Annotated in this window: 17 protein-coding genes and 1 pseudogene; 8 read left to right on the top strand and 10 right to left on the bottom strand. The window is 64.6% G+C overall.

Annotated elements, in window-relative coordinates; translation table 11 throughout:
• The 4 genes and pseudogenes from JQ586_RS40855 to JQ586_RS35525 form a co-directional block, all read left to right on the top strand.
• Positions 1-96 (top strand): annotated as a pseudogene (locus tag JQ586_RS40855) (chemotaxis protein CheW); the annotation flags it as partial.
• Positions 97-191: 95 nt separating this feature from the next.
• A complete protein-coding gene (locus tag JQ586_RS35535) occupies positions 192-557 on the top strand; it encodes a PleD family two-component system response regulator (protein ID WP_212399297.1) in 366 nt (121 codons plus the stop codon).
• Positions 558-678: 121 nt separating this feature from the next.
• Entirely contained in the window at positions 679-1,851 is a 1,173-nt protein-coding gene (locus JQ586_RS35530) for a chemotaxis response regulator protein-glutamate methylesterase (RefSeq protein WP_212399296.1), read from the top strand.
• Positions 1,848-2,720, top strand: coding sequence for a protein-glutamate O-methyltransferase CheR (locus JQ586_RS35525; RefSeq protein WP_212399295.1), 873 nt, complete (start codon positions 1,848-1,850; stop codon positions 2,718-2,720). Before JQ586_RS35530 ends, JQ586_RS35525 begins: the two co-directional genes overlap by 4 nt.
• A gap of 19 nt (positions 2,721-2,739) precedes the next feature.
• Here the strand turns inward: JQ586_RS35525 and JQ586_RS35520 are convergent, their stop codons facing one another.
• The 8 genes from JQ586_RS35520 to ctrA all read right to left on the bottom strand — a co-directional run bounded on the left by JQ586_RS35520 (position 2,740) and on the right by ctrA (position 8,617).
• On the bottom strand, positions 2,740-3,897 hold the full coding sequence (locus JQ586_RS35520) for a glutathionylspermidine synthase family protein (RefSeq protein ID WP_212399294.1): 1,158 nt from the start codon (positions 3,895-3,897) through the stop codon (positions 2,740-2,742).
• Between the two features lie 53 nt (positions 3,898-3,950).
• Positions 3,951-4,172, bottom strand: a complete 222-nt coding sequence (locus JQ586_RS35515; RefSeq protein WP_212399293.1) for a hypothetical protein — start codon at positions 4,170-4,172, stop codon at positions 3,951-3,953.
• A gap of 101 nt (positions 4,173-4,273) precedes the next feature.
• Entirely contained in the window at positions 4,274-4,684 is a 411-nt protein-coding gene (locus tag JQ586_RS35510; protein ID WP_212399292.1) for a hypothetical protein, read from the bottom strand.
• A 2-nt stretch (positions 4,685-4,686) separates the two neighbouring features.
• The gene (locus tag JQ586_RS35505; RefSeq protein WP_212399291.1) at positions 4,687-5,091 is read right to left on the bottom strand and encodes a DUF350 domain-containing protein; all 405 of its coding nucleotides are present in this window, start codon (positions 5,089-5,091) and stop codon (positions 4,687-4,689) included.
• Between the two features lie 192 nt (positions 5,092-5,283).
• A complete protein-coding gene (locus JQ586_RS35500; protein ID WP_212399290.1) occupies positions 5,284-5,805 on the bottom strand; it encodes a hypothetical protein in 522 nt (173 codons plus the stop codon).
• A 97-nt stretch (positions 5,806-5,902) separates the two neighbouring features.
• Entirely contained in the window at positions 5,903-6,844 is a 942-nt protein-coding gene (locus JQ586_RS35495) for a hypothetical protein (RefSeq protein ID WP_212399289.1), read from the bottom strand.
• Positions 6,841-7,734, bottom strand: a complete 894-nt coding sequence (locus JQ586_RS35490; RefSeq protein WP_212399288.1) for a hypothetical protein — start codon at positions 7,732-7,734, stop codon at positions 6,841-6,843. The genes JQ586_RS35495 and JQ586_RS35490 overlap by 4 nt, the downstream gene beginning before the upstream one ends.
• Positions 7,735-7,915: 181 nt before the next feature.
• Positions 7,916-8,617 (bottom strand): response regulator transcription factor CtrA, encoded by a 702-nt coding sequence (gene ctrA / locus JQ586_RS35485; RefSeq protein WP_016848562.1) that lies wholly within the window; start codon positions 8,615-8,617, stop codon positions 7,916-7,918.
• Positions 8,618-8,986: 369 nt separating this feature from the next.
• Here ctrA and fliI point away from each other — a divergent pair, with 369 nt between their 5' ends.
• The 4 genes from fliI (at position 8,987) to JQ586_RS35465 (ending at position 12,531) form a co-directional block, all read left to right on the top strand.
• Complete coding sequence (fliI, locus tag JQ586_RS35480; protein ID WP_212399287.1) at positions 8,987-10,312, top strand: flagellar protein export ATPase FliI; 1,326 nt, start codon at positions 8,987-8,989, stop codon at positions 10,310-10,312.
• A 109-nt stretch (positions 10,313-10,421) separates the two neighbouring features.
• Positions 10,422-10,841 carry a flagellar export protein FliJ gene (gene fliJ / locus JQ586_RS35475; protein WP_212399286.1) on the top strand — a complete coding sequence of 140 codons (420 nt, stop codon included), beginning with the start codon at positions 10,422-10,424 and terminating at the stop codon, positions 10,839-10,841.
• A gap of 202 nt (positions 10,842-11,043) precedes the next feature.
• Positions 11,044-11,589, top strand: a complete 546-nt coding sequence (locus JQ586_RS35470; RefSeq protein ID WP_212399285.1) for a sigma-70 family RNA polymerase sigma factor — start codon at positions 11,044-11,046, stop codon at positions 11,587-11,589.
• A gap of 3 nt (positions 11,590-11,592) precedes the next feature.
• A complete protein-coding gene (locus JQ586_RS35465) occupies positions 11,593-12,531 on the top strand; it encodes an anti-sigma factor domain-containing protein (protein WP_212399284.1) in 939 nt (312 codons plus the stop codon).
• Between the two features lie 147 nt (positions 12,532-12,678).
• Here the strand turns inward: JQ586_RS35465 and JQ586_RS35460 are convergent, their stop codons facing one another.
• Both JQ586_RS35460 and flhA read right to left on the bottom strand, forming a co-directional pair.
• Positions 12,679-12,879 carry a hypothetical protein gene (locus tag JQ586_RS35460; RefSeq protein ID WP_212399283.1) on the bottom strand — a complete coding sequence of 67 codons (201 nt, stop codon included), beginning with the start codon at positions 12,877-12,879 and terminating at the stop codon, positions 12,679-12,681.
• A 319-nt stretch (positions 12,880-13,198) separates the two neighbouring features.
• Positions 13,199-15,328 carry a flagellar biosynthesis protein FlhA gene (flhA, locus tag JQ586_RS35455; protein ID WP_212399282.1) on the bottom strand — a complete coding sequence of 710 codons (2,130 nt, stop codon included), beginning with the start codon at positions 15,326-15,328 and terminating at the stop codon, positions 13,199-13,201.
• Positions 15,329-15,646: the final 318 nt, after the last annotated feature.

The following is a 15,646-nucleotide window of genomic DNA, read 5'->3' as shown; positions in this document are numbered from 1 at the left end:
CTCGCCGGCGGCGTCCACCGCCTCGACGGCCAGCTCATGGTCGTCCTCGATGTCGATCGCGTGCTCGAACTGATGCCCGACGCCAAAGCTGCCTGACGGGCAAGGCAACCGAAGAAGACGGCCTGAGACAAGGGCCGCCAGAACCGAAGAACCGAAACATCCCTTTGGGGATGAGGAAGTAGAGGTCGCAAATGAGAACGTGTCTTGTTGTCGATGACTCAAGCGTCATTCGCAAGGTTGCCCGCCGGATCCTGGAAGGTCTCGACTTCCAGATCGTCGAAGCGGAGGACGGCGAGAAGGCGCTCGAGGTTTGCAAGCGCGGGCTGCCCGATGCCGTGCTGCTCGACTGGAACATGCCGGTGATGGACGGCTACGAGTTTCTCGGCAATCTCCGTCGCATGCCCGGTGGCGATCAGCCCAAGGTGGTGTTCTGCACCACCGAGAACGACGTCGCGCACATCGCCCGTGCGCTGCATGCCGGCGCCAACGAGTACATCATGAAGCCGTTCGACAAGGACATCGTCACCGCCAAGTTCCAGGAAGTCGGGCTCATCTAGAGCATGAACGGGAAAGTCGGAGCCGACTTTCCCATGCTGATCTGACGTTTGCGTTCGATCCGGCGGCGAGAGCTCCCGGTTCAACTTTTGTAACCCGTGCCGTTGCGTCGCTGGTGAAGTCATGAGTGTTGCGTTGACAAGTGCTGCGGCTGCGAGCGCAACCCGAACCGACAAGGTGCGGGTGATGGTGGTGGACGATTCCGTCGTCATCCGGGGATTGATCTCGCGCTGGATCGCCGCCGAACCCGACATGGAGGTCGCCGCTTCGCTGCGCACCGGCCTGGACGCCGTCAACCAGCTCGAGCGCTTCAACCCCGATGTCGCGGTGCTCGATATCGAAATGCCTGATCTCGACGGCATCTCGGCACTGCCGCAGCTCCTGGCGAAGAAGCGCGACCTGGTCATCATCATGGCGTCCACGCTGACCCGGCGTAACGCCGAGATCAGCCTGAAAGCGCTTTCGCTCGGCGCGTCCGACTACATTCCGAAGCCGGAAAGCACACGCGAGCCCACCGCCGCCGAGACCTTCCGCCACGACCTGATCCAGAAGATCCGCCATCTCGGCGCCAAGGCACGACGCGGCGCTGGTCATCCGACGGCAAGCCCGCCGCTTGCACCGAGCCATGAGCGGCCGCGCACGCCGGCCCCGGGTGTGGCGCCCGCGCCGGCTGCGGCGGCCCAGATTGCCCGCCGTCCGTTCGGCCTGCTGCCGCCGAAGGTGCTCCTGATCGGCTCGTCGACAGGTGGCCCGCAGGCTTTGATGGCGCTGGTCGCCGAGATCGGACCGGTGATCGATCGCTTCCCGGTGCTGATCACCCAGCATATGCCGCCGACATTCACCACCATTCTCGCCGAGCATCTTGCCCGAACCAGCAAGCGGCCGGCGCATGAGGCCGTCGACGGCGAGACCGTCAAGCCAGGTCGGATCTATCTCGCGCCGGGCGGTCGCCATATGCGCATCGTTCGCCACGGCATCGATGCCGCGATCGCGCTCGACGACGGGCCGCCGATCAATTTCTGCAAGCCCGCAGTCGATCCGATGTTCACTTCGGCGATCGACGTCTGGCAGGGCAGCGTCATGTCGGTGATCCTGACCGGCATGGGCTCCGACGGCATGCGCGGCGGCAAGGATGTCGTCGCGGCCGGCGGCAGCGTGATCGCCCAGGATGAGGCGACCAGCGTGGTGTGGGGCATGCCCGGCGCCGCCGCCAACGCCGGAATCTGCGCTGCCGTGCTGCCGCTCAATCAGATCGCGCCGAAACTTGTTCGTGTGTTTTCGGGAGACCGTACGTGACGCCCCTGGACTATGAGTATCTGCGTAAGCTCCTGAAAGAGCGTTCCGGCCTCGATCTCTCCGCCGACAAGCAATATCTGGTGGAAAGCCGCCTGGTGCCGCTGGCGCGCCGGTCGAACCTGTCAGGCATTCCCGAACTTGTGCAGAAGTTGAAGGGCGGCGCCGAGCCGCTCACCTCTGACGTCGTCGAGGCGATGACCACCAACGAGACCTTCTTCTTCCGCGACAAGATCCCGTTCGACCATCTGAAGGAAGCGGTGCTGCCGGCGCTGGCGCAGGCGCGTGCCGCACGCCGTTCGCTGCGCATCTGGTGCGCGGCCTCGTCGACCGGACAGGAGCCGTATTCGATCGCGATGCTGCTGAAGGAAATGACCGCGCTGTTTTCGGGCTGGCGCACCGAGATCGTCGCGACCGACCTGTCGCAGGCGGTGCTGGAGAAATCCAAGGCCGGCCTGTTCAGCCAGTTCGAGGTGCAGCGCGGCCTGCCGATCACGATGCTGGTGAAGTATTTCACGCAGAAAGGTGAGCTCTGGCAGCTCAATGCCGATATCCGCGGCATGGTGCAGCATCGCCAGCTCAACCTGCTGCAAGACCTTTCGCATCTCGGCACCTTCGACGTGATCTTCTGCCGCAACGTGCTGATCTATTTCGACCAGGACACCAAGGCCGGCATCTTCGCGAAGATTGCGCGGATGCTCGAGCCCGACGGCGTGCTGGCGCTGGGCGCCGCCGAATCGGTGGTCGGCATCACGAGCGCCTTCAGGCCGTATCCGGACAGGCGCGGCCTGTATCAGCCGAGCACCGCGTCGGTGGCCCGTGCCGGCGGTGCGCCGCACGTCCTCAAGGCGGTGGCCTCGGCGGCGCGCTGATGCGTTCGGGGCGGTGCTTCTACAAAATCGCATGCGGCAGGAAGCGGGAGGTGTTGCCCGTGATCGGGTTCTCGTCCTCGCGGATCGACAGGCCGCACGGCGTGTGATCGACCAGCCAGCTTCCGAGCACCGGGTACTGTCCTGAAAAATCCGGCAGCGGCGCCAGCGCCTGCCGGACGAAGCCCTCGGCGCCGTAGGGACCTTCCTGTTCGACCAATGTCGTGCCGGCGCTGACCAGCGCGACATTGGCGCCTTCGCGTGAATAGATCGGCTTTCGCACGAAAGACGTGCCGAGCCGAGCCGCCTGCGGATCGTCCTCGAAATAGGCCGGCAGCAGATTGGGATGATTGGGGAACATCTCCCAGAGCAGCGGCAGGATACCCTTGTTCGACAGGATCGCCTTCCAAGGCGGCTCGATCCAGCGCGTCGGCGCGGCCGCGAGATTCTTGCCGAATGCGTCGTGGAACATCCATTCCCAGGGATAGAGCTTGAAGGCGAGCTCGATCTCTCGGTTGTCGAGATCGACGAACCGGCCGTCGTCGCGCAGCCCGATCTCCTCGATGTCGAGCAGCGTGGTCTGCAACCCCGCTTGCGCCGCGGTGTCGGCAAGGTAGGCGAGCGTGCCGGCATCCTCGGTGCTTCCGGTCATGCCGGTGAGATGCAGCGGATGCGTGCCACCGACCTTGCGCCACGCCTCGATCAGCCGCTCATGGATCGAGTTGAACTGGTCGGCACGCCTGGGGATGATGTTGCGCTCGATCGCCTGCTCGAGCCAGGTCCATTGAAACACCGCTGCCTCGAAGATGGAGGTCGGAGTGTCGGCGTTGTATTCGAGCAGCTTGGCCGGGCCGTTGCCGTCGAACTTGAGGTCGAGCCGGCCATACAGGCTCGGCTCGTCGCGATGCCAGCTCTCCGAGATCAAATCCCAGAACGCTTCCGGAATCTTCAGCCGGCGCAGGTCGCGCTCGTTGCCGATCGTGCGGCCCACCAGCTCGAGGCACATCGCGTCGAGCTCGCCGGTCGGCGTCTCGATCTGACGTTCGATCTCGTCGAGCGTGAATGCGTAATAGGCGCGCTCATCCCAGTAGCGTTCGCCGTCGATGGTGTGGAAATCGAAGCCGGCGTTCTCCGCCGTGGCGCGCCAGTCATCACGTTCGGGGCATTCAATGCGCTGCATGGACCACTGCGTTGTCGAGGGAAATGATGTCCGGTTCGCGTGACGCGAGCGCGTCAGCCGCCGCCATGCGCGTGGCCGCCATGACCGTGACCGTGGAAATGGTGCGGCGTGCCGCCGAAGCCGCCAAACGCCGGCCGGCAGGAAGGCCTGCCGTCAGGGCCGGGGATCACGGTGTCGCCGGGCCCGCAACCGCGGCGCGGCACAAAGCCCATCGAGGCGGCGCCGACCGCGGCACTTCCCATCATTGTCAGCACGACGCGGCGCGAACGTTTCATGGCCGAGACCCTTCCCCTCGGTGATCGGCACGAGTGTCCATCACCCCGGCGCCACCGGCAAGCGAAAGCGCGTTACCGAACATGAACGTGCGGCAATGATCTCAACCGCCGCCAAAGCCGAAGGCATGGGCGAACGAGCCGAAGCCGCCGCGGCTCACGGAGCTCGAGCTTGATGTCGACGACGACGATGACGATCCGCCCGACGAGGACTCGCTGCTGAGGAAGCTGCTGCGCGACGACCAGCTTCCGCCGCCACCATGGCCGCCGGAGCCCGATGACGAACTGCGCGTGCAATCGGCGCCGGGTTGCGGGACCGCGGGCGCAGCCATGCCCGGCGGCGGTTGTTGCGGCTGGCAGTTGCTGCGCGGCATCAGCGCGTAGGAGCCGCCGCCGACCGCGAGCGTGCCCATCACCAGCAGGGCGACGTGGTTGGAGCGCTTGACGGGCGGACCCGGCTGCCGCGGCGGTGCCGGCCTTCGCTTGCCGAACTCCGGATTCGGCTTGGCTGCCATGGTCAGTAGATCATGCAGGCTGCGTTCAGCGCGCCTGCGGCCAGCGAGGACAGCCCGAGCCAGATCGCCGCCGCCATCTCGCCGGCGGCGATCCGCCCCGACAGGTTCGGCACCGGGATCTTCACGATGAAATAGACGATGATCTGCACGATCAGCGCGATGATGCTCCAGATCAGGCAGTCCAACACGTTGGCGGAGTGCGCGATGGCGCTGACGACCGGCAGCGCAAAGCCGAGCAGGCTGAGGCCGAGCGCGATCGCAGCCGCCGGATCGTTGTCGCGGATCAGCTGGAATTCATCGTGCGGCGTGATGCGGGTGTAGACGAAGAGGTAGGCGACCACGGCGATCAGCGCCGTGCAGAAGTAGACCAGGAAGGCCGGCAGGCCGGCGAGGGATTGCAGGATCATTCGACGCGCGCCCCAGGAGCCGTCACGAATCATGTGCCGCGAGGATGGCACGATCCGTTGGTCGGTGCACGGCCATATCAGGTTCAGTTCAACGGGCGAAAGCATGTCGCCTGGAGCGGCGTGGCAACAAGCAGCGCCCGCACGGCGAGCGCCGCTCGTTTCATCGCTGCGTGGCGTCGCAGCAGCGGGCGCTCATTTTGCCATCCTGGCTTTCATCTCGGCGACCTCGCTCGAGAGCTGGTCGACAGTGGCCTGCAACTGGCTGATCTGTGCGGCCGGATCGCCCCCGATCTTGGTTGGATCGGGCGGCAGTTCCGGCGTGTTCTTGAAGGCGTCGAGCTCACTCTTCGGGAACTCCAAGACTTGCTTGTCGATTTCCTTGAAGTCCTTGTGCAGCTTTTCGAGATGGATCTTGTCGGGCTGCACCTTCTCAGGGTGAAACTTCTCCACCTGGACCTTTTCGGGAAAGTGCTTCATCGCCGTTTCGAAATCCTTGTGGGTCTTGTCGAAGTCCTTGTGGGTCTTGTCGAGGTCCTTGTGGATCTTCTCCAGATCCTTGTCCTTCTGGATCTTGGTCAACGCGTTATGCGCCGCGCTCGCGAGGATCGTGTGCAGGTCGCGCACCCGCAACTCGCTGACCGGCGTGTCGGCGCCGACGGCGGGGCGGTCTTGCTGGGAAACGAATGGTTCCGAGGATTTGGGGTCTTTGGCCATAATCAATTCTCCAAAATGTCGAATGATGAAAATGCCACCCCGGCGCACGTTCACTATGTAGCAGCATTCTGCAAAAATACAACCTAAACGAGTTTAATCAAAGGCGCGATTTGCCCGCAAGCAGGTGCGCGAGCGCGGTGCTGATCGGCTGACCTGTGGCGCGCTCGAAGAACAGGAATCCCGGCGAAGGATTGGCCTCGAAGCAGAAATACTCGCCGTCCCGTGTTTCCTTCAGATCGATCCCGGCAAACAGCAAGCCCAACTGCTTCGTCAACGCGATGCATCTGCGTTCGACCTCGCAGGGCAGTTCGGTCGGCCGCATCACGATCGGCTGGCCATCGCCGGCGGCGTAGCGGTAGTCGATCGATGGCGTCTCGATGCGCGTGGCGAAGGTCCGGTCGGCAACGACGTGAACCCGGATATCGGCGCCCCGGATTCGCTGCTGGAATTGCGCCGGACCGTGACGCAGCAGCGGCAACCGTTCGGCTTGCCGCGAGCCGAAACGGCGCACGATGGAGCGAACGCCGCTGATGGATTTGTAGATGACGTCGTCGTCATGCTCGGCCGCGAAGGCGAGTGCGGCCGCGGGATCGTTGGTGATCAGCGTTGCAGGGACCGGGAAACCGCAGGCGCGGATCAGCATCGCCTGGTGCGGCTTGCTGCTGTTCGACATTCCGGCGATCACGGGGTTGACGACCGGACAGGGCAGCGTGTCGACGATCGCACCGAGCGCGGCCATCCGTCGGGCCTGAAGCGCCTGCGCCGCGGCGGCCGGAAGTCCGGGGAGGCTCGCCGCCGGTGCCTGCAGCGGCCTGAAATAGACGCCGGTCAGGTCAGTGACGTCGAGACGCCAATCCGGACCGGAAAAATATCCGTGGTGGAAATCGCCGTTGCTCCATTGTGCATGCAGTGTCGATTGCGCGGTGGAGCCCGTCGAGGCATTCGGGCTCAGCACCCGGTAGCCGAGTCCTTCGGCCTCGAGGCGCGCGCACACGAGCTCGGTGACGGGTTCGCTGATACTGCCGCAGACCAGGATCATGGCGATCCCCGCGCGAGCGTCTCGCCGTCGCGGCGGACGTTGCCGTTCCGTGTCAGCGCATCGGCCACGCCTCCCGCGATGGCCCGCTGCGCGAGCGGACCGAACAACTCGAAGCGTGGACGATGTTCGATATCGACCACGCGCGGCTTCTCGTCCGACGTGACGACGAATTCCACAAACCGAAGGCCGGCCGCGGCCGCGAACGCGCGCAGCCGCGCGGAGATCTGCGTTGCGGCATCCGGCGTGCCATCGTCCCAGACCAGATGCGGTCCGGCGACACAGGCGCGCCACGCGCCGTCGTGGAGTTCCGTCAGCCGTATGGGCGCCAGTGGCGCGTGTTCCGCGATTTCAGCCGCTCTTGTCTCTGGTACGAGCTGGCGCGCCCCGCAACCATTCGCATGCTCGATGGCGGCCCCGCCCTGAGGCGCCAGAAACCGCATGATCTCACCGACGTCTCCGGTGATGACGCTGTCGAGCGCGGGCAGGCCATGTTGCCGCAACAATGCGCTCCAGACGAGTATCGGCCGCCGCATGCCATACCACGACCATGCGGGCGGCCGATCGATCACGGGGCATGGCAGGCCCCATAACCAGCCGAGCAGGGCCGCCTCGACCTCGGCCCGATTGTAGAGCAGGTCTTCCTGCGACCATTCCGCATGTGGCCCGGCCAGCGGGGCGACACGGCGCGCCGCCAGCACGCCGTCAATCGCAACCGACTTGCCCTCGATCGCCAGGACAGCATCCGATCGCTGGCTGTCGAAGCGCCAGGCCGAGCACGCCGGATCCATGAAGGGGTGGCTGATGGTCCGGGTTTCATGCGACCGTGCGGCCAGCGCGCGGCTGACAGCCAGAAGACACGGATCGTCGGAGGCACCAAGCAGGATGAACATGGGCGTACCGATCGTTCGGGGAACGAGGTCCGGGCGGGGATTATTTCCCGCCTGGATTGTGCGATCAATATCGAGCACCCAAGGGTGACATGGTTCACAATGCCCCAAACAAAAACCCCGCCATTTGCGGCGGGGTTGAGGTCAGGAGGCGCGAAGCGAGAGGTCTACAGGAAGCTCGTGATCAGGCCGGGATGCGCTCGTCGGCCTCGTGCGGCTCGCGCAACACGTAGCCGCGGCCCCACACGGTCTCGATGAAGTTGCGGCCTTCGGAGGCGTTGGCGAGCTTCTTGCGCAGCTTGCAGATGAAGACGTCGATGATCTTCAACTCCGGCTCGTCCATGCCGCCGTAGAGGTGGTTGAGGAACATTTCCTTGGTGAGCGTGGTGCCCTTGCGGAGCGAGAGCAGCTCCAGCATCTGGTATTCCTTGCCGGTCAAGTGCACGCGCTGGCCGCCCACCTCGACCGTCTTGGTGTCGAGATTGACCACGAGGTCTCCGGTCTGGATCACCGACTGGGCGTGCCCCTTGGAGCGGCGCACGATCGCATGGATACGGGCGACCAACTCGTCCTTGTGGAAGGGTTTGGTCATGTAGTCGTCGGCACCGACGCCGAGACCCTTGACCTTGTCCTCGATGCCGGCGAGGCCGGAGAGGATCAGAATGGGAGTTTTGATCTTGGAGACCCGAAGCTGCTTCAGCACGTCGTAGCCGGACATGTCGGGCAGGTTGAGGTCCAGCAGGATGATGTCGTAGTCGTAAAGCTTGCCGAGATCGACGCCTTCTTCTCCGAGGTCCGTCGTATAGACGTTGAAACTCTCGGACTTGAGCATCAGCTCGATCGACTGCGCGACGGCGCTGTCATCTTCAATCAGCAAAACGCGCATGCCAGTTCCCCATCGTCGCCGCTCCGGGCGTCAGGTCGGCCGCACTCGCGGCACTTACAGAACGCCTTTGAACAACTGATTCGGATCCTGACGAGCTATGGTTAACAAAAACTGATTCCTCTTCGCAAGCTCTAACCGTGCAATTTTTGTCGAATCGCCCTAAGATATTGCGTAGAAGAAGCTTTTCCTATCCGTTCTCGTTCAGATTCCACATTAAGAGACGGGTCTAACCGACTCTCGCGACTCACCCTTCTTCTGATGGGCAAGCGCGACCTCAGTCACCAAAGACAGTGACGCAATGATTAACGATGCGGGTAAACACGAAGTTAAGCGGCAAAGCCAAAAACGCGGAAACTTAAGGTTTTCGCAATGAAGGCGCTGGCGGAGCAAATCGGCGACATCGACGGCGTCAATATTTATGGCCGTGTGGTTGGCGTCCGGGGGCTGATGGTAGAGATTGCAGGTCCCATCCACGCGATGTCGGTCGGTGCCCGCATCGTGATCGACGTCGGCAGCGGCCGCTTCATCCCGGCCGAGGTGATCGGCTTCTCGGGCAGCAACGCGGTGGTGATGCCGTTCGGCGGGCTCGAGGGAGTCCGGCGCGGCTGCCGCGCCGTGATCGCCAATGCGGCGAGTCAGGTGCGGCCGTCGCCGGCCTGGCTCGGTCGCGTCATCAACGCGATGGGCGAGCCGATCGACGGCAAGGGTCCGCTCACGCAGGGCGCCTCGCCGATGCCCTTTCGCAATTCGCCGCCACCGGCGCATTCGCGCAGGCGCGTCGGTGCCCCGCTCGATCTCGGCGTGCGTGGGCTCAATACATTCCTGACCTGCTGCCGCGGCCAGCGGCTCGGCATCTTCGCCGGCTCCGGCGTCGGCAAGTCGGTGCTGCTGTCGATGCTGGCGCGCAATGTCGATGCCGACATCTCGGTGATCGGGCTGATCGGCGAACGCGGCCGCGAGGTACAGGAATTCCTGCAGGAGGACCTCGGCGAGGAGGGCCTCGCCCGTTCGGTCGTGGTGGTCGCAACCTCGGACGAGCCGGCCTTGATGCGGCGGCAGGCGGCCTATCTCACGCTCGCGGTGGCCGAGTATTTCCGCGATGAGGACAAGGACGTGCTGTGCCTGATGGACTCGGTGACGCGCTTTGCGATGGCGCAGCGCGAGATCGGGCTGTCCGCGGGCGAGCCGCCGACCGCCAAGGGCTATACTCCGACCGTGTTCACCGAATTGCCGAAGCTCCTGGAGCGGGCGGGGCCGGGCATCGGCGCCGGCACCATCACCGCGATCTTCACGGTGCTGGTCGACGGCGACGATCACAACGAGCCGATCGCGGACGCGGTACGCGGCATCCTCGACGGTCATATCGTGATGCAGCGCGCGATCGCCGAGCGCGGCCGCTACCCGGCGATCAACATCCTCAAATCGGTCTCGCGCACCATGCCGCGGTCGGCCGACCAGCAGTTCCTGCCCCACATCACCAAGGCGCGCCAGGTGATGGCGACCTATGCCGACATGGAGGAACTGATCCGTCTCGGCGCCTACCGGCCGGGTTCCAGCGCCGAGGTCGACGAGGCAATCCGGCTCCACGAGCCGCTGGAGGCGTTCCTGCGCCAGGCCAAGGACGAGGCCACCAGCCTCGGCGACGGCTATCGGCAACTCGCTCAAATCCTGCCGGGTTTGGAAACGGAACGCTAACTTTGTCAGGCCATCATCGGCGGCACAACATTAGCGATGCCGGCGGGGCCCAGCGGGAAGCCGGCTCTGTCCCGCGTTCAGAATTGGGACTTCTGGGGAGTATGAGTCGATGAAGTCACGAGAAACGCTGATCCGCCTGAAGAAATTTCAGGTCGACGAGAAGCGCCGCCGGGTTACCCAGATCGAAGGCATGATCGCCGACTTCCACCGCATGTCGGTGGAGCTCGAGCGTGAGATCCAGGTCGAGCAGGAGCGCGCCGGGATCAACGATCCCTCCCACTTCGCCTATCCGACCTATGCCAAGGCTGCGATCCAGCGCCGCGAGAACCTGACCCGCTCGGCCGATGAACTGCGCACCCAGCTCGAGGATGCCAAGGCGCTGCTGGGCGAGGCCTTCGAGGAATTGAAAAAGGTCGAGCTGCTCGACGAGCGCGACCAGGCGCGCGAGCGCGCCGAGGAGAGCGCGCGCGAGCAGGCCGACATGGACTCGATCGGCCTGATGCGCGCCCGTCTCGGCGTCATCGCCTGACGCATTCCATCCACGTCGAAAGACGAAGAAACCCGGGCCCTCGTCCCGGGTTTTTGTTTGACAATGTCCTCAACTGTCCCACTGGTGGACCGTGTGGCCGGAAACTATGCTACCACCGTCCCGGAGACGCGTGACAACGAGACAAGTGACCACGAACGACTGGCGGCGACGTGAAGGGGGAAGCGGGCTTTGGGGGCGCTGAATGCTGACGCCGGCTGAGCTGGTCGAGCTGATCGCTGCCGTCGCGAAGCGGGATCAGGCCGCCTTCGAGCGCCTCTATGTCGCCACCCGCGCGAAACTCTTTGGTGTCGTGCTCCGTATCTTGCGGCGTCAGGACCTCGCGGAAGAGGTCATTCAAGAGGCTTACGTCAAGATCTGGAATAGCGCCGGTCAGTTCAATCCGGCCGTGTCGTCTCCGATCACGTGGATGGCGTCGATTGCGCGCAACCGCGCCATCGATGTCGTGCGCAAGCGCAGCGAGGTCTCGCTGGAGGACGAGCCGGCCGCCATGGAAGCCGTGGCCGACTCGCCCGATCCGCTGGCTCGCCGCGAAATGACGGAAGAGTTGCGGCGTCTGCTGGAGTGCATCGGCCGCCTGGAGCCGGATCGGCAGAAGCTCGTGCTGCTGGCCTATTACAACGGCTGGAGCCGCGAGCAGCTCGCCGCGAAGTTCGAGACACCGGTGAATACGGTGAAGACCTGGCTGCGCCGCAGCATGTTGGATATCCGGGAGTGTCTTGGACTCTGAGTGATGGCCTATAGCGAAGACCATATCGTGCTCGCTGCGGAATATGCGCTCGGGACACTCGAAGCCGATGAGCGCATGCAGGTCGAGGCCATGATGGCCGTCGATCCGGAGTTCGCCGCGATCGTGCAGGCCTGGGAGTTCAGGCTCGGTTCGCTGAACCAGATGGTCGGCTCGGTCGAGCCGCGCCCGATCGTTTGGGAGAACATCAAGACCGCGCTCGCGCTGTCCGACGATGCGCCGGCACGGCCCGAAGAGGCCGCGGCGCCGTCGCCTGTGCCGCCGTCGCTTGTGCCGACCTCACCTGCGCCGGAGGCCGAGCCGGCAGAGGTCAGGCCGATCTTCGCCGAGATCAGGCAGGCGCCGGCCGTCCCGGTCGCCGGTGAAAGCAACGTCATCGATCTTGCGAGCCGCGTGAGGCGCTGGCGCAGCATCGCCTCCGTCACCAGCGCGATCGCCGCGGCGCTGCTCGTGATGTTCGGGTTGCAGATCTTCCGGCCCGATGCGCTGCCGGAGGCGATCCGGCCGAAGCCGCGCATCCAGACCGTGGAAGTGAAGGTGCCGGCACCGGCGCTGACGCCGTCGGCACAATATGTCGCGCTGCTGCAAGGGCAGGGCGGCGGCCCCGCCTTCATCCTGACGATTGACGGCGCCACCAAGAACTTCACCGTCCGCCGGGTCGGTGCCACGGCCGAGCCCGGCAAGAGCTTCGAGCTCTGGCTGATCTCCGACAAGTTGCCGCAGCCGCGCTCGCTCGGCGTGATCGGAACGAGCGACTTCACGGCACGCCCGGTGCTGTCGTCCTATGCGCCCGACGTAATCAATGGCGCGACCTACGCCGTGACCGTCGAGCAGGCCGGTGGCTCACCCAATGGGCAGCCGACCTCGGCGCCGATCCTGACCGGCAAGCTGATCGAGACCGTGCCCGGCTCGGCGCCGCAATAGCCCTGTTCGTCCTCGGGCACAAAAAGAAAACGCCCGTGGGGAGCGGGCGTTTTCAACAGTCAACTTGGGGGTAGTTGGGGGTCTTAATATCCACGTAGCGACTTTGGGGGGCTGTAAAGAGCCACGTGAATTCCGTGAAATTCTCCTTTACCGAACGAGCGACGTGCCCGAACTCGTGATCGTTACCGCCTTTCCGGCCTTCATCACCCGCGCCGTCTGGGCGTAACCCTCGTCCGACGAGTTGTGGGCCGTGATACCGAAACCAGCCACCAGAATCCCCGCGACCAACGCAACGACCACGATCTTCAAATGGGTCGTGCGGTCTGCGCTGTAGATCGAGTGGTTCATGGAAGTCTCCTGCCGCCTTCCTGCTCTCAATCAATTCGTCGAACCGGTCCGCCGCCGGGTTCAATGTCTCGTGCCCCGCTAACGTGGGATTCGTTGATTCCGTTCCCAAGAGACGATCACAAGGCAGTGATCAGACGTGATCCGCCGCGATCAAAAAGCCGTTTGGAACGCAGGAGCGAGATTAATACCTTGTAATATCAGAACCTTGTTTGCCGGGCCGTTGCTGCGCTGCAAATAGGTCCGCTTCGGCCTGTCCCGCACAAATCAGTTGCCTGTGACGCAAAAGCAAGGTTGCGACGGAGCTGATTTGCGTGCCTCGTCAGACGCTTCCGACGGTCTTCAGCCGGGCGCGGGGATGGATTTCGGCCTGCGACAGCACCGTGGTCTGCGAGCGGAATCGCTCGACCAGCGAGCGGACGAAGGGGCGGATAGCCGCCGACGTCACCAGCACCGGGGCCTCGCCTTCGCGCGCCGCCTGCTCGAACGCGTTGCGCACGGCGGTCATGAACTCCGACAGCTTGGAGGGCTGCATCGCGAGGCTGCGGTCGTCGCCCTGGCCGATGATCGACTCGGCGAAGGCCTGCTCCCAGCGCGCCGACAGTGCGATCAGCGGCAGGTAGCCGTTCGGCGACGTGTTCTGGGCGCAGACCTGCCGCGCCAGCCTGGCGCGGACGTGCTCGACCATCGTCGCCGGGTTGCGCGAGAACGCCAGCGCGTCGGCGATACCTTCGAGGATGGTCGAGAGGTCGCGGATCGAGATGCGCTCGGCGAGCAACAGCTGCAATACACGCTGGATGCCCGATACCGTGACCTGGCTCGGCACGATGTCCTTGATCAGCTCGGCCTGCTCCTTCGGCAGGTCCTTGAGCAACTTCTGCACCTCGCCGTAGGACAGCAGGTCCGACATGTTGGTCTTGAGCAGCTCGGTCAGATGCGTCGACAGCACGGTAGCGGCGTCGACCACGGTGTAGCCCTTCAGCGCCGCCTCTTCCTTCAGGCCGGCATCGACCCATGTCGCCGGCAGGCCGAAGGTCGGCTCGATGGTGTGGATGCCGGGCACCTGGACCTGGTTGCCGGCCGGGTCCATGACCATGAACTGGCTCGGCCAGATCTTGCCGGTGCCGGCGTCGACCTCCTTGATCTTGATGACGTAGCTGTTGGCCTCGAGCTGCACATTGTCGAGGATGCGCACCGCCGGCATCACGAATCCCATCTCGACCGCGAGCGAGCGGCGCAGCGCCTTGATCTGCTCGGTGAGCCGATCGGTGCCGTCGGGGCCGTTGACCAGCGGCAGCAGCGCGTAGCCGAGCTCGATCTTGAGGTCGTCGATCTTCAGCGCGCTGGAGATCGGCTCCTCCGCGGCTGCGGCTGCGGCTGCGGCGGCCGACGGAGCCGCAGCCGCGGCGGCTTCGGCAGCCTTCGCCGCTCGCTTGTGCTTGCGGGCGGCCCAGGCCAGTGCACCTGCGCCGGCGCCGAGCAGCATGAACGGCAGCATCGGAATGCCCGGCAGCAGCGAAAGCACCAGCATGACGCCGGCCGACATCCCGAGGGCCTGCGGGTAGCCGGAGAACTGCCGCATCAAGGCCTTGTCGGCGGCGCCGGTGATGCCTGCCTTGGAGACCAGCAGGCCGGCCGCGGTCGAGACGATCAGGGCGGGCACCTGGGTGACGAGGCCGTCGCCGACGGTCAGTACGGTGTAGGAGTGCGCGGCCTCGGCGAACCCGAGCCCCTGCTGCGCGACGCCGATGATGATGCCGCCGACGATGTTGATGGCGACGATCAGAAGGCCTGCGATGGCATCGCCGCGGACGAATTTCGAGGCACCGTCCATCGCACCGAAGAAGCCGCTTTCGTCCTCCAGCGCCTTGCGGCGCTCCTTTGCGGCCTTCTCGTCGATCAGGCCGGCGTTCAGGTCGGCGTCGATCGCCATCTGCTTGCCCGGCATCGAGTCCAACTGGAAGCGTGCCGCGACTTCGGCGATGCGGCCCGAACCCTTGGTGATGACGACGAAGTTCACGATCACGAGGATCGCGAACACGATGATGCCGATCACGAAATTGCCGCCCATCACGAAGTTGCCGAACGCCTCGATGACGTGGCCGGCAGCCGCCGTGCCCTCATGGCCGTGGCTCAGGATCAGCCGGGTCGAGGCCATGTTCAGCGACAGCCGCATCATGGTCGAGATCAGCAGGATGGTCGGGAACGACGAGAACTCCAGCGGCGCCTGGATGAACAGCGAGGTCATCAGGATCAGGATCGAGATCGTGATCGAGACCGCCAGGAACAGGTCGAGCACGATCGAGGGCAGCGGCAGGATCAGGACCACCAGGATGGTCATGACGCCGACCGCGAGCATAAGATCGCCGCGCTTCAGGATGTCGCCAATTTCGCTCAGGCTCGGCAGTCCGCCTTTGCCCGCCGTGCCCTGACCCGCCGTGATGTCGACCATGGTAGCCGCGTCCCCTCGCGAATGGCGGCCGCGGCCGCCAAACGTCTGCGCAACGGCCGCAGGGCCGCCGTTCCGAAAGTGAGGCACCGCACTGGCGTCCACGGGGGTCTCCGCCCGTTATACGCGATCGACGACACTCGACTTCACTCGGCAATTTTTGCCCGGTGTATGGTTAGCAAAGCGTTAATAAGGGGGCCTGGACCGGGTCATTCCGCGTCTGTCACGGGCTCGGACCAGCCTGCGTGAGAGCGCTTTCCGCGTGAAGAAAACGCGTCAAGACAGCTCCGTTCCGATTCCATCGGAACGAAGCTCCGGGCC

Source organism: Bradyrhizobium jicamae (assembly GCF_018130215.1).
Classification (GTDB): domain Bacteria; phylum Pseudomonadota; class Alphaproteobacteria; order Rhizobiales; family Xanthobacteraceae; genus Bradyrhizobium; species Bradyrhizobium jicamae_A.
The sequence above is the reverse complement of the archived record's forward strand: the minus strand, read 5'-3'. Positions and strand labels throughout refer to the sequence as shown.